Genomic DNA, 13,431 nt, shown 5'->3' with positions numbered 1-13,431 from the left:
CTGGGCCTCACTTCGACGGATAGGAAAAGTAGGTTCTGCCGATGACTTGCAGAACGATGGAAAAAAATTGCGAAAGTGCGAGATAGATGATGCCAAGTATGAAATAGACTTCAAAACTGCGGAACGTTTCTGAATCGATCATTTGGCCGACGTAGGTCAGTTCTTCGGCAGAAATCGAGGCAACAAGGCTCGAGTTGAGCATCATAAGAATGAACTGACTGCAAAGAGCCGGGTAAACCGCACGAATGGCCGGTCGGAAAATGATGAACCGATAAATGTCGAATGTATGAAGGCCTAACGCCTTTCCCGCTTCAATTTGACCGACCTTGATCGATTCGACCCCACCGCGAACGATTTCAGCAGCATAGGCCGCACAATTCAGCGTCATTGCGAGAATTGCTGCTTGCTCTGCTGTCAAAGTAATTCCCATCGATGGCATGCCGAAGAAGATGAAGAACAACTGCACAAGAAAGGGGGTATTGCGGATCAGTTCGATATAGCCGAAAGCCACAAAAGAAATTGCCTTTACCGAACTCATACGCATGAGCATAAATACGATGCCGAGTAACAGGCCCAAGATCATTGAAGTGGACGATATTTTCAGCGTTAGAATTGCGCCATTAGCCAGCGCAGGCCACGCCGCCAAGACCGGTCCGAAGTCAAATATATAATGCATTTGTTATCTCCCACTTATTGCGTTTGTTCCCTTCTTGTCAGTGGTTAAGAATCTGTCCTAGAAACGCCTTGGCGCGCTCTTGTTTGGGATTGCTGAAGAATTCGTTCGGCGGGGCACTTTCGATAATCTCACCGCGATCCATGAAAATGACGCGGTGCGCTACTGCCCGCGCAAAACCCATTTCATGGGTCACGCAGATCATGGTTATTCCGTCATCAGCGAGAGAAACCATCGTATCAAGCACCTCTTTGACCATTTCGGGATCAAGCGCCGAAGTTGGTTCGTCGAAAAGCATGATCTTGGGGTCCATACAAAGCGCGCGCGCGATAGCAACGCGTTGCTGCTGCCCGCCCGATAGCTGTGCCGGAAACTTTGCAGCTTGGTCGGCGATATGGACGCGATTAAGAAAATGCATGGCCTTTTCCCTGGCAACAGGCACCGAAGATTGATGCACACGGCGCGGCGCAAGCATGCAATTTTCCAGCACAGTCATATGCGGGAACAAATTGAACTGCTGGAACACCATGCCAACATCACGGCGAATATGATCGACATTAGCGCCTCTGTTGCCCAAACGGGTTCCGTTCACATCAATCGTGCCATCTTGGATTTCTTCCAGAAAATTGATGCAGCGGATTAGCGTCGACTTGCCCGAGCCGGAAGGGCCGCACAAAACGATATGCTCGCCGCGATTGACCTCCAGATCGATACCTCTGAGGACGTGAAGCTGGCCATACCATTTGTTTACCGAACGCATCTTGATGGCTTTATCAGTCATCTATCTCTCGCTTTATATGTATCAGCAGAATGGAAACAGCGCAGTCACGCCACAACTTCGAAAATGGCATCAACCTCGACCGCAAAGCCGCGCGGTAATGAGCCTGCCCCCAAAGCAGTTCGCGCATGCCGACCTTTTTCACCGAGGATTTCGACCAGAAGATCAGAAGCGCCATCGATAACGGCTGGATGATCTTTGAAGTCTGGAACTGCGTTGACGAAACCACGCACTTGCAGACAAGCCGAAACCCGATCAAGATCACCGTCAAGTGCAGTGGCCACACGTGCAAGAATATTGAGCGCGCAAATACGCGCGGCCTGATAGGCCTCCTGCACGTCCATCGTACTGCCAACCAATCCAAGATAGCAGTCGATACCATCGATACGTGGAACCTGACCTGAAATGTAGAGCGTATTACCACTAAGCCTGAACGGAACATACGTGCCACTGGGGGCTGTGATATCCGGCAGGCATATACCCAATTCGTTCAGTCTGGTTGAAACCGATCCCATCATGTTTCCCCTAATTGTTTTCCGCGCGTCGGGTTTCTAGCAATCTTATATGATAGAAAACGACTGTGATATTATCACATTGCTTTTTGTTATGGCATCAAACTCGCGGAAATAGTACTTCTTGTCAAGAATGTTTCTTAGAGATCATACAACAACATCAAATCATCGAAGTATGGCATTAACCTATTGAATAAATTAGATATAAGGAACACAGTATGCAAAAAGTACGATTCTTAATGAGATAATTTTTTCGGCTTCTATTTCTGAAAAATATCAGATGTAGTGCGGTATCAGCAAATTCAGCAGAACCGCTTGTAATGATTTTTAACCAAAAAGAGAGTAGATGTACGTAGTGATAATATCACTTGTTTAATGATATTATCTTGCTTACTATATATGGACGGCGCGTCAAAGCGCAGAGATAAAAAATTAGGGGTAGATTATCATTGATAACACTTACTTCACGAACGATTGAGAATTTAAGATCACTGATCACTGACGGGACACTTCAGAATGGTGATAAACTTCCCACCCTTGCTGAGCTGGGCGAAAAGCTTGGAGTCAGTCGAACTGTCATACGCGAAGCGATCGCTGCTCTGCGCTCCGATGGGTTGCTTGAGGCCAAGCATGGAGTGGGTATTTTCATCCGCGATCAGGACAAGGCCGACGCGGCAAAGAGTGAAGCTTCAACCAATCTAGAACCATTGGGGCTTCTCTCGCTGCCGTTCATGGATCTCCTGGAATTGCGTATGGCCTTTGAAGTGCATGCTGCAGGCCTGGCGGCACAACGCAGGTCCTGGGCGCAAGAAGCTAAAATGTGGGAAGCTCTCAAACGGTTTGAAGCCTCGCAGGATGATGAAGCAGCGCTGGACGAGCTCGATTATATTTTTCACAAGTCTATAACTGAAGCTACCAACAATCTCGCTTTCATGGAATTTTTCAGGGTAATGAGCATGAAAATCCTGCCCCAACCTGCGTTCTCCCGCGACCTCAACCCCGCGCTCATAACGCCCCAATACATACAAAACACCGTTGTGGAGCATCGCGCGATTTGTGAAGCAATCAGCGTGCGTGACACAGAACAGGCCCGTGAAGCCATGCAGGCACACCTTACCCGTAGCCATCAGCGCTATAGAGGTTTTTCAGAAACAATAGGTTCGCCGTTGAGTAATGTTACAGAGACCTAATCATCAATCACAAACGTCCGAAATCAATTCTCAAAACTACAAGATTTCCACTGGTGATTGATTGCTCGCATATCGACTGGAAACTAATCGCTGTGAAGTGAACCGCGTATCCATTACCCTTTTCTGAAGATTCATGGTTCTCTCGGGGTGGTGCAAAACGCAATCTTCCCGATTTCCAGTCAAGAACACTGCAGCAGATCGGTAACATGCCAAGCGTGCAAGTTCTCCAGATTATGGGCAGCCACTGACGCCATGCTCTAACGCGCTGCAAATACTGCTCGCGACAATTCAATTCCGGCAGAAAGTACACTTCTTATCTTCGCCGCGTTACCTTGATAAAGGTTCTACAAAAAACCTCGAGCAATAAGGAATAATCTGCAGTGAGTTACGATATTAGGTTAACTTCCTTAGCAAAATAATTCCAACACTACCGCCGCTTTCGGAAATAAATTCTATTCCTGCCCGCTCTAACGCCGTTTTAATACTCGCCAGATTATTAGCGATTGGTACATGTGCACCTCGTTCAAAATCAGCTATCGTCTGACGGGACACATTGGCTGCATTTGCGAGCTCTAACTGGCTCCATCCCAACATAGCACGTGCGCCGCGGCATTGCTCGGTAGTAAGTAAAGGTGTATCCAAGGCAAACTTTCTGATTGACTTCTATCATTTTGTATGAATAATGACCAGCAATCGAGCAAGTGCGCTAACACTTGCCCGATCTGACCACAATCAAGCTGTTAGGAGCTCGGATCATGGCTGATTCTGAGATTAGCATAAATTTACCTAAAACTTTCCATCAAAGAGTTAATTCGATTGATACTAGCATCGCACAAAGATCCGCCGTGGACCCAATTTTAACCATCTGGGGTGAATGGAAAGCGTCTCACGAGCGGAGACACGCATACTGCCGGAAACAACAAGAGCTAGAAACAAAGGTTTTGTGCATCGCGGGCGGCTTTCCCTTACTTCGCCTCAAGCTCCCGGAGGATCGCGCTCTTGTACTCCAATCTTTTGAACAAATCGAAAAGATTTTTGAAGCCCCTGAGCTGGCCAATCTGAGAAATTTTGCTAAGGCTGAGCTAGAAAGGTTGCAAAATAGGTGGGACCATCTCGCTGAACACCATGGATATACACAAGCATTTGCTGCCGAGATAAATGCTGCTGAAGAAGAAACCGCCCTCGCAAAGAACCTGGTTTATACACCCGCAAAAACAATCACCGGAATCGCTGCCAAGCTACATTGCATAATCGGAATCCATGATGCTTTCTGCGATGAATCACCAGCTCCTTGGCCGGAACTTCTTGAGCTACTTGAAGACCTCATCAGATTAGGCAGCGCGGACGAATTTGCGCCAGCAACTTGCGGTTGCAGTATGAACCATGCTGATGAAACTTTCAGCGAATTGATCATATCGAGCGGCAATTGCGCGGTTGATTTTAATTCTTCAAAAAAACCGTTCGATTAAGTTGCGCTGTAGATCCAGCGTGCGGTCATATTCAATCTTCACGTGGCAGGTCGCTCTGCCATGGCCCTCCGGCTCTCTACGGCACAATGGAGAAGCGCGTTCGCCTCCGGGCAGTACGCGGCTTAGTCGCGCAGCCAGTTTTCGACCCGCAAAGCGTGGATGCGTGTGAATTCTCCGCTATTGGCCGTCCCCAGCACCTCCCCGAGTGCGGGTGCATGGGCGGCGATGAACAGGTCATTCGGTCCGATGCGCTTACCATCGGCCTCCAGTTCGGCACGAATTTCCCCGTATTCGGTGTCAGCTGGCACATCGAGCGCGAGCACTTGCATACTTCCAAGAATGGCCAAGATCTGCGCCGGAAGCTTCGGTGATCCCTTCTTGGCGCATCCATAATGCAACTCCGCTACCGTGTTGATGCTGACGCAGATCGCACCCGGCCTAACCTCGGCGATGCGTCTGGCGACAGCGCCCCTGGGGTTTCGTGCAAGCTCGGACACGATATGGTGTCGAGCATAGAGCGCGCTCACAGGTCGATTTCTTTCAGCGGCATCAAGGTATCGTTGATATCGGGAAACTGATCTTCCGGCCCCAGCGGTTCCAATCCGGCCAGCACCTCTAAAAGATTCATGCGGCGTACCGGCTCTTGAACTCCGCGTCATAGCTGGCTTCGACCTTGGCGAAGAAGGGAAGCGAGACAGCGACGGTGATTTTGCTTTGCCTCTTATGGGCCAGACGGGCAATCGACCGATTGATCATACGTCAGATGGGGCGGCCCGATTTTTGGCAGAAGGTTACGCGCGTTTTCATCAGGCAACTCCTCGAAAAGTGGTTGTGCGCAATCGCGAAGCCCGACTACGGCAGCCGCTGTCCAGTGCACAGCGAAGCGGTCGTACCGGAGCGGAAAGTAGAAGAACCCGAAGGGTTGCACGCAAGGGCCGATGATGCCGTAACGTGCGAAGCATAAAGATTGCGAACAGCCACTTTGGTTGCCGAAAACGCAGGGCTTCGTGTACCGGCCGCCTTTGACATGGTCAATCGGCTCATCGCCCGCAGGCTGGTCACCGACGCTGTCTTACTGGAGTGGAGCTGGATCTGGCGGATGAGCTCAACCCGCCAATGATAACGGGGCTCCGTGGGCATTTCTGCATTAGTACACGCTAACGACCTTCGTGAGCCCTAACAATCTCTGCGCATCGAGAGAGCGCAATATCGAGTGCCACTCGGGACGGCACAGCACTCAGATTGATGCAAATGCCAAGATGGCTCTCCGGCTTTCTCGAAAATGATGAGGAGGAGGACACGCGCACCCCGGCCAATTCAAACAGCTCAACTGGCGGTTTTGTCGAAATGAGGATGTGAGGCGAAAGCAGATTTCTGCGCAGATCGGGGAAAATGCCGATGCAAGACGGTGCCGAACCTCGATCTCAAGCCGCTGGCTCGCAACCTGCTCAACCACGCAGCCGCTTCGATCCACTGGATAGCGGCCTCCATCATGAGCGGAGATATGATTAGGCCCGGGTGACATGCCAGTGTGACTGAGCTAGTTTCAGACTACTTCTACCGTTCATCACAAATGAGCCACTGCATCCGAAAATCACTCGTCTCAGATCGCCTTAACGTTATTTGGCGGAAACCAACGCGATGACCTCCGGTTGATGACAAACCCACCAGGTTCGCATACCACAGGCGTCCCCGATGGGGGATTGCCCACGCCACAGGAGATGATCAAAGACAATGGCAGCTAATAAAGAGGAAATGAATTGGAGCGGACTGGATCGCTTCTCGTTTGGCGATAGCTCGCGCCTTGCTGACGAGCTTCTCGCCCTGGTTTTGAGCGGCCAGAAGACTGCAACCTGCTGGTCTGTGCAAGACGGTATGCAGACTTCGATCGGCAAGCGTATGGTTGTTTGCGATGGCTCTGGAAGACCGCGCGCTGTTGTGGAAACGATTTCACTGGAACAACGCTCCTTCCAGAATGTGGATCAGGCGTTTGCGCGCAAAGAGGGAGAGGGCGACCTTACACTTGAATGGTGGCGCGAGGCCCACATGTCCTATTTCAAGCGAAATGGCGGGTTCGACCCGTCAATGCTGCTCTGGTGTGAAGAATTTAAGTTGGTGAAGGAAATCGCTCTGCATGATTGAGTGGAGTGTCTTGTCCGGGTGGAAAGCCCAAATGATGCTATATTCGCCCGAACGTAGTTGAGAACTACGGCTTTTGATGATCTTTCAAGCATACTGCCTATGCTCTCTTGTTGGAACTAATCTCATTCATAGCTCATCAGACGAGATGCCTTGCTCATCGCCGCTTCGATCACGGAACTCACGGATAGCTTGCACTTCTGAGGGCGGCAAGTACCATCTGCGATGATCATAAGCGCTAGATGGAAGTCTGGAACGCCCTGCCCGACTGGAACCGTGATGCTTATCGGATCAGTATGCCCTCACCGAAGAAATGATAGCATCAGATGACAAACGCTTTGATTTCATCCGCGGTATCGGGGTCTATGAAGTAGCAGGCGGCACAGTCAAGCGCGATCTCTTCGATAGTGACCGGGGCGGATATGCCACAGATGCCGCCTTGCTGGAAAAGCTGATAGCGCAAAAGTTTGCGAAAATTACCGATCAGGTGAAAGCCGAAGTCTGGAAATGGATCGAATGCAGTGAGCAAGCGCCAGAAGGTTTTCACCGCATGAAGCGTTTCTATCCCGAAGAGGTGTTTTTATCGGCAGAAGATCAGGAATCTTTGGAGGCAGCACAGGCGGAATATGACGAACAGGCTGACGCAAAACTTGAAACCCTGCAAAACCAGATCGATACCCTCACTGTAAAGACGGAAGCGTTCAGTGCCGAGGCGCTGGAAACGTCTGGTGCGTATGTCTGGATGGACTATTACAGCAGGGCGCGCATTGAGCGCGGCTTTGTGAATGCTGAGACGGAGGCTGATTACGAAGGGATGAAGTGACATTGCAAGGCGTGCCAACTCCGGCCCTGCCGGTAATGACTCATAGTGCGGCGATAATCGAAGACCTGACCGCCCATAAAACAGCAGCGCTGCCCATTGAACTCGCCAACAATGCCGATATCGCTCTTGTGGCTGTCGTGCATTCTATGCTGATCGACGTCATCTATTCATGCAGCGGTCATAGCGCCTTGCAAAGTCGTGTTACCCAAGAACGGCTTGAACGTTCCATGAAAGATGCGGAATTATCAGTCCGCGCGGCAAAGAAGAAGGGCGAAGCGGTGTTAATCGCAGAGCGGCTTGTTTCCGGTACCGGGTGGCTCCCTGTCCCCGTTCGGATCGCGACGGAAGCCACAGCCGAAACCATGGACTACGAAATCGGCGAAGAAACCGGATGCGCCGACGATGAAGCGGAGTTTCCCCAAGCGGCTGAATAAGCCGCACTACGGTCCTGCGTTTCTCCCGCACGACCGGTTCCCCGTTGCGAATGTAGAGAAAAGCATCTACATTAAAGTTATGCATTATCTACATGGAGTGTCTGCCATGGCAATCAATGTCACAAACGAAACCGCCGACGAGTTGACGCGCAAGTTCGCAAAGATCGCAAAGGTAAGCATTTCTGACGCAATCGTCATTGCCATGCGCGAGGCGATTGAGCGCCGTCTGAACGTCGAAACTCCAGCCCAGACTGCGGCGCGTCTGCGAGAAAAGTATCATATTGCAGGCAAGGAAGCAGCAAAAAAGCCTCTAACGAAGGAAGCCTATGACGAAATGTGGGAATTGTGAGCAACATGTTTATTGACGCTTGCGCCCTCGTCGCTGTTTTGTCCGACGAACCCGAAGCCGAACGCGTTTCCACCGCGATCATGAATGCCAAAAAGCGCTTTACATCACCGCTTGCCGTTCTGGAAACCGCCCTCGCCTTATCCCGGCCAGACAAGTTCGATCTTCCAATCGATCAGGTTGAGCCGATCATCATGGAGTTCCTGGACGCCCGCGCCATCGAGCTTCGCGACCTACCGCCAGCAAGACGAACCACAACGCTTTCACTCCACGCGGCCAATACCTACCGGAAAGGTCGTAGTGGTCTTAATTTGGCAGACTGCATTCATTACGCGTGCGCGAAATATTATCGTGTCCCCATTCTTGCAACGGACAATGAGTTTCGCGAAACTGACCTCGAAACCGTGCCTTAGAAGGGCTCAGGACAAGATGATGCGGTTGCCGTCCTCCCAAAATCCATTTTCCAAAAGAACTGAGTGATACTTTTCACGCACAGTTGATCTGTAGATTCTGAACGATTGCGAACCATGCACATCTACCTTTGAAACTATTGAGAATCTTCGCGGTGACGCACATTCTAGTCTGCTAATCAAAAGGCAATTATATCGTTAGAGTCGGGTCGATACATGTGAGCAATTGATATCCCACAACGCAAATGATGGGAGCAGCGACCATTTTTGCCGCCGCTCGCCACCTCCCGCTGTTCGCGCCTTAATCCAAATAATCGACCTTCAGATGCCGGATTGTGCCGTTGAATGCAAAGGGCTTGCGGTCGAAGTAGGTAAGAGAGACTGGCGAATAGCTATCGCGGCCAACGTCAAAGGCGTCATTGGCAGTAAACGTGAGCGATGCTGCGCGCGGAACTCTTCCCTTGCTGACCTCGGCGCCATTAACACGAATGACGACATCAAGCGGAGCGGGCCGGACACCGTCTACCTTGCGTGTTTCGACTTCAATTTTTACTTTTCCTGTCGGAAGCGGGATTGATGTTTCCAACTGCGTTCTTTCGATTTCAAACAGATTGTACTCGTAATAGAGCTTCCCGTCCTCAACCCAAAGAGCTACACCTCCCGAAACTGCGCCAAGTGCGTAGAGGACCCCTTTCGAATCTGGTTGCAGATCCGCGTCGATTGTCACGAGGTTGCTTCGTGATCCGAGCTTTGGTGCAGTAAACTCCGGAACACCAACAACCTCTTGCGTGTAGCTAAACGACCTGGCGGGATTGGACGGCGCATCTTCCGGATGGAAGATTGCGGACCACAAGCCGCCACCGACGGGATATACCTTATTGTCTTCCGCGCTTTTCTCGAAATCTACCTTCAGTTCGTTAAGCTTCCCAGGATTTTCGGCTGCGATATCCTTCGCCTGCGAGAAATCCTTGTTGAGATTATAGAGCTCCCAAACGTCATTTCTTGGCGTCCATTGCATGATCGAAGGGTCAACGCCCGTTTGCCAGGGCACTCGGGGTCCGAATGCTGAAGCTATCCAACCCTCCTTGTAAAAGGCGCGGCTACCCATGACTTCGAAGTACTGCTCCTTCTTGCGGTCTGGCTCTGTGGGTGACCCGAAGGAATAGGTCATGCTCGTTCCATCTATCGGGTCTTGGCTGACACCGTCGACGAGTTTCGGCGGCTGGATATCCAGAATCTCATAAATAGTAGGTACAATATCATTCACATGATGAAATTGCGGACGCGGTGTGTGGTCGGCCTTGATCCGGCTTGGCCATGATACCGCAAGCGGGGTACGTGTGCCGCCAAAATGTGCAGCAATCAGCTTTGTTGATTTGTATGGGGTAGAACCCGCCCATCCCCACCCGGCATGATACATATTGTCGACTTTTGGAGATCCAAGCACATCCAGACCACCGAGCTCATTCATAGTGCGAATATGATCCTTAATCTCGGACGGAATACCATTCTGAGCCAATAGCTCGCTGATAGTGCCATTTTGTCCTTCCGCACTTGAGCCGTTGTCACCCCAGACGTAGAACACGAGTGTATTGTCGCGAATGCCAAGTTCATCGAGAGTATCAAGTAACCGTCCGGCCTGCGCGTCTGCGTGTTCGGTGTATCCGGCAAATACTTCCATCAGCCGACGCTGGAATGGCTTTTCATCTTCTGGAATATCCGCCCAGGCGGCGAGGGAATCTGGTCGTGGCGTAAGTTCAGTATCTTTTGGAATCCAGCCGAGTTCTTTCTGTCGGTTAAACACATCCTCACGCATAACGTCCCAGCCTGCATCAAATTTGCCCTTATATTTGTCTGCCCATTCTTTGAAAATGTGATGCGGGCCGTGCGAAGCCCCCGGCGTCCAATACATAAAGAAGGGCCGGTCTGGTGTGAGTGCATGGACCTGCTTCATCCAGGTGACAGCTTTATCAGTCATATCTTCGGTAAAATGATATTCTGTCTTCCCTTCGGACGGATTGAGCCGGACTGTGTTTTCAACGACTGCAGGCTCCCATTGAGAGGATTCTCCTGCAAGAAAGCCGTAGAAATAGTCAAAGCCAACCCCCGCCCCGGCCGGCCAGTTCGTATAAGGGCCGACGGCCGTAGTCTCATTAGCAGGCGTATTGTGCCATTTACCGAAGGCGCTTGTTGCGTAACCATAATAGCCAAGCACTTTTGCAGCTGTCGCAGACGTACGTGGGATGCGGCCGGAATAACCATCCCAGTCGTTTGCGAGTTCTGCGATCTGGCCATAGCCGACGCGATGATGATTGCGGCCCGTTAACAACGCAGCTCGAGTGGGCGAGCACATTGCGGCATTGTGGAACCGATTATAAGTTATGCCGTCTCCAGCCACGCGGCTTAAGGTTTGTGTATTGATCACTCCGCCGAATGTGCTCGGAAGTGCCGGGCCAACGTCATCTAGCATGATGATGACGATGTTTGGTGCGTTGGCGGGCAGATGTGACTTTGCTGGCAAAGGACTGTAGGTTGACTCAGCTATCGTTGGTCCGGCTTTGCTCCCCGAGGGCTTGGGCGGAAACGGGAGCGCTTCCTGGGCTACAACTGGTGATCCCAACAATAGCAACGCCGTGCTCATGCTTAACCAGCGAACTCTAAATCGGTATCTAAGAGCCTTTTTCATTTACTTCTCCGTTTCGAATAACACATCTGAACCCGACATGGCTTGTTGACGTATCAATGGCTTCTGCATGTCTGGCGGCAGGTCGATAGCGGCGGCAGTAGTTAGGGGCGCACAGATGCGATCCACCTTTTAGGACTTTCCGCGGTATTTTTATGTGTGGGAGGCAGGGATCATAGCTGTTGGATTCGTGCCCTCCGCGAGGGTTTTTGGGTACGCAACAAGCTTTCGTCGGATTCGCTTCGTGTTTTGGAGTGAACCAATCCGATGTCCACTCCCAGATGTTACCGATCATGTCGTGAAGACCGTAACCGTTGGGTGGAAAAGCAGTGACAGGGGACGTGCGGGAATATCCGTCGAGATTAAGATTAACCGTGGGGAACTGTCCTTGCCAGGTATTCGCCATATGTTGACCATTGGGAGTGAGATCCGATCCCCAGGCAAATTCTGCCTGTTCAAGACCACCTCTGGCCGCATATTCCCACTCGGCCTCTGTTGGGAGGTCCTTGCCCTTCCATCGGGCGTAGGCTAACGCGTCATGATAGCAGACATGGACCACTGGGTGGTCATCAAGTCCTGCAATACTGCTGTGTGGACCGTAAGGCTTACGCCAATTCGCATCTTTTAGAAATGTCCACCATTGCGACCAATCGCTTAGGTCTACGGCCTCAATTGGTTCCTGAAAAACCAGTGAACCCGCATATAGCATCTCTGATAAAATGCCAGGGTAGTCTCGAGGATCAGGTACGAGCTCGGCAAAGGTTCGATATCCAGTCGCAGTTACAAACTCGGAAAATTGAGCGTTGGTGACAGGTGTCCTGTCAAGGAAGAAGCTTTCGACACTTACCCGATGAGCTGGCATTTCTTCGGGATAATGATGATCTGAACCCATCTGGAAGGTGCCACCATGCACATAAACCATGTCAGCATGCATGAGCTCCGGTCGAAAATCGGTCTTTGTCTGCATAGCCGACCTTTCTGTCAACTCACATCATGACGACGAGCAAGCTGATGTGTCGGGTGAATCTGTAAAAGCTAATAAGAAATCCCGATCCGCACAGATTGTCTCGCCAATGGTCTGGATTTCTTACTGCAAGGAAAGAGCAACATCTTGCCAATTTGTGCCAAACTAATTCTAGAAATCGAATTTTCCAAACAGACCGAAGAGCTTCTTTATGGCGCTCTTTATTCTAGGATGATCTCGGATCGAGGGCGGTTAGCCTGTCATCCGATAACGCTGAACCGAAAAATACCTTCTACAGCACAGTTTCTTTCAACGATCGCACTATTCCGACGAAGTGAGAGCATCCGACAACTGCGAAAAGACTGCTGATATAGCAAAGCTTTTTCCCCCGCTTTGAGCCAGCTCCCAAGAAAATCCCGGATTATTACGTTGACCTGCTTACGCGACATACAGGCCAAAATGCCGAACTTTGACAGGAGACATTTGAGAGGGGAGTATCCTTTTTCCGTGTCTTTGAAAAACGGATGCAGTTCGTGCACTTACGATTGTCTTTTGGAGATCATGCAAAATCCTGAATAATTTATCTGCGGATAAAATTTGGAGAACCCCTATTGCCCAGATGATATACGGATCCAATGGAAGTGTCCCGACGCTTGCCCATGTTGCAGAGATGGCAGGGGTGAGTACGCGCACCCTTCAACGCAAACTTGCAGATGTCGATCTCGCATATTCAGATTTACTCGATACCGTCCGATTTGAACGATCAAGTTCACTTTTGCGGGATACTGACACCAAGATTATTGATGTTTCATTCGCGTCTGGTTATTCAGACCCAGCACATTTCAGTCGTGCTTTTCGCCGCATTTCGGGTGTTTCACCGCGGCAGTTTCGCGAACAATCACGGTTACGCAAAAAATAATTCTGCCTAACAACAATTGTTGTTCCACACCCTCTTTTGTTGATTTGGCAGAAATACCCAGCAAATGCAAATGGCACAAAATGGCAAGACT

The 13,431-nt window shown here is 50.6% G+C and carries 14 protein-coding genes and 2 pseudogenes; 7 read left to right on the top strand and 9 right to left on the bottom strand.

Annotation, left to right across the window (positions count from 1 at the left end; translation table 11 throughout):
- Positions 1 to 7: 7 nt before the first annotated feature.
- From CES85_RS26100 to CES85_RS26090, 3 genes are read right to left on the bottom strand one after another with little or no spacing between them, the layout of a single operon-like run.
- A complete protein-coding gene (locus CES85_RS26100; RefSeq protein ID WP_095448655.1) occupies positions 8 to 676 on the bottom strand; it encodes an amino acid ABC transporter permease in 669 nt (222 codons plus the stop codon).
- A 37-nt stretch (positions 677 to 713) separates the two neighbouring features.
- Positions 714 to 1,454, bottom strand: coding sequence for an amino acid ABC transporter ATP-binding protein (locus tag CES85_RS26095; RefSeq protein WP_095448654.1), 741 nt, complete (start codon positions 1,452 to 1,454; stop codon positions 714 to 716).
- A 44-nt stretch (positions 1,455 to 1,498) separates the two neighbouring features.
- On the bottom strand, positions 1,499 to 1,966 hold the full coding sequence (locus CES85_RS26090; protein ID WP_095448880.1) for a RidA family protein: 468 nt from the start codon (positions 1,964 to 1,966) through the stop codon (positions 1,499 to 1,501).
- Between the two features lie 446 nt (positions 1,967 to 2,412).
- On the opposite strand from CES85_RS26090, the gene CES85_RS26085 reads away from it, so the two are divergent.
- Entirely contained in the window at positions 2,413 to 3,153 is a 741-nt protein-coding gene (locus CES85_RS26085; RefSeq protein ID WP_095448653.1) for a FadR/GntR family transcriptional regulator, read from the top strand.
- A 393-nt stretch (positions 3,154 to 3,546) separates the two neighbouring features.
- Here CES85_RS26085 and CES85_RS26080 read toward each other — a convergent pair whose 3' ends face one another.
- The 4 genes and pseudogenes from CES85_RS26080 to CES85_RS28015 all read right to left on the bottom strand — a co-directional run.
- Positions 3,547 to 3,747 (bottom strand): helix-turn-helix domain-containing protein, encoded by a 201-nt coding sequence (locus tag CES85_RS26080; RefSeq protein ID WP_095448652.1) that lies wholly within the window; start codon positions 3,745 to 3,747, stop codon positions 3,547 to 3,549.
- Positions 3,748 to 4,484: 737 nt separating this feature from the next.
- Positions 4,485 to 4,682 (bottom strand): annotated as a pseudogene (locus CES85_RS28380) (IS5 family transposase); the annotation flags it as partial.
- 62 nt (positions 4,683 to 4,744) lie between these two features.
- Positions 4,745 to 5,149 (bottom strand): type II toxin-antitoxin system VapC family toxin, encoded by a 405-nt coding sequence (locus CES85_RS26070; RefSeq protein WP_095448650.1) that lies wholly within the window; start codon positions 5,147 to 5,149, stop codon positions 4,745 to 4,747.
- A pseudogene (locus CES85_RS28015) lies at positions 5,146 to 5,277 on the bottom strand (AbrB/MazE/SpoVT family DNA-binding domain-containing protein); the annotation flags it as partial. The pseudogene CES85_RS28015 and the gene CES85_RS26070, both read right to left, overlap by 4 nt.
- 1,079 nt (positions 5,278 to 6,356) lie before the next feature.
- Here CES85_RS28015 and CES85_RS26060 point away from each other — a divergent pair.
- From CES85_RS26060 to CES85_RS26040, 5 genes are all read left to right on the top strand, one after another.
- Complete coding sequence (locus tag CES85_RS26060; protein WP_244923339.1) at positions 6,357 to 6,764, top strand: ASCH domain-containing protein; 408 nt, start codon at positions 6,357 to 6,359, stop codon at positions 6,762 to 6,764.
- Between the two features lie 310 nt (positions 6,765 to 7,074).
- Positions 7,075 to 7,584 (top strand): hypothetical protein, encoded by a 510-nt coding sequence (locus CES85_RS26055; protein ID WP_095448649.1) that lies wholly within the window; start codon positions 7,075 to 7,077, stop codon positions 7,582 to 7,584.
- Positions 7,581 to 8,018, top strand: coding sequence for a hypothetical protein (locus CES85_RS26050; RefSeq protein ID WP_157743529.1), 438 nt, complete (start codon positions 7,581 to 7,583; stop codon positions 8,016 to 8,018). Before CES85_RS26055 ends, CES85_RS26050 begins: the two co-directional genes overlap by 4 nt.
- 106 nt (positions 8,019 to 8,124) lie before the next feature.
- A complete protein-coding gene (locus tag CES85_RS26045; protein WP_095448647.1) occupies positions 8,125 to 8,367 on the top strand; it encodes a type II toxin-antitoxin system VapB family antitoxin in 243 nt (80 codons plus the stop codon).
- A 5-nt stretch (positions 8,368 to 8,372) separates the two neighbouring features.
- Positions 8,373 to 8,777 carry a type II toxin-antitoxin system VapC family toxin gene (locus CES85_RS26040; RefSeq protein ID WP_095448646.1) on the top strand — a complete coding sequence of 135 codons (405 nt, stop codon included), beginning with the start codon at positions 8,373 to 8,375 and terminating at the stop codon, positions 8,775 to 8,777.
- A gap of 298 nt (positions 8,778 to 9,075) precedes the next feature.
- Here CES85_RS26040 and CES85_RS26035 read toward each other — a convergent pair whose 3' ends face one another.
- Together CES85_RS26035 and CES85_RS26030 are read right to left on the bottom strand one after the other, a co-directional pair.
- Positions 9,076 to 11,415, bottom strand: coding sequence for an arylsulfatase (locus tag CES85_RS26035; protein ID WP_434063371.1), 2,340 nt, complete (start codon positions 11,413 to 11,415; stop codon positions 9,076 to 9,078).
- A 28-nt stretch (positions 11,416 to 11,443) separates the two neighbouring features.
- Complete coding sequence (locus CES85_RS26030; protein WP_244923338.1) at positions 11,444 to 12,424, bottom strand: formylglycine-generating enzyme family protein; 981 nt, start codon at positions 12,422 to 12,424, stop codon at positions 11,444 to 11,446.
- Positions 12,425 to 13,040: 616 nt separating this feature from the next.
- Here CES85_RS26030 and CES85_RS26025 point away from each other — a divergent pair.
- Positions 13,041 to 13,340 (top strand): helix-turn-helix domain-containing protein, encoded by a 300-nt coding sequence (locus CES85_RS26025; RefSeq protein WP_095448644.1) that lies wholly within the window; start codon positions 13,041 to 13,043, stop codon positions 13,338 to 13,340.
- Positions 13,341 to 13,431: the final 91 nt, after the last annotated feature.

The sequence above is a fragment of the Ochrobactrum quorumnocens genome (genome assembly GCF_002278035.1).
Lineage (GTDB): Bacteria > Pseudomonadota > Alphaproteobacteria > Rhizobiales > Rhizobiaceae > Brucella > Brucella quorumnocens.
Note: the sequence above shows the minus strand (reverse complement) of the source record. Positions and strands in the feature narration are given on the sequence as shown.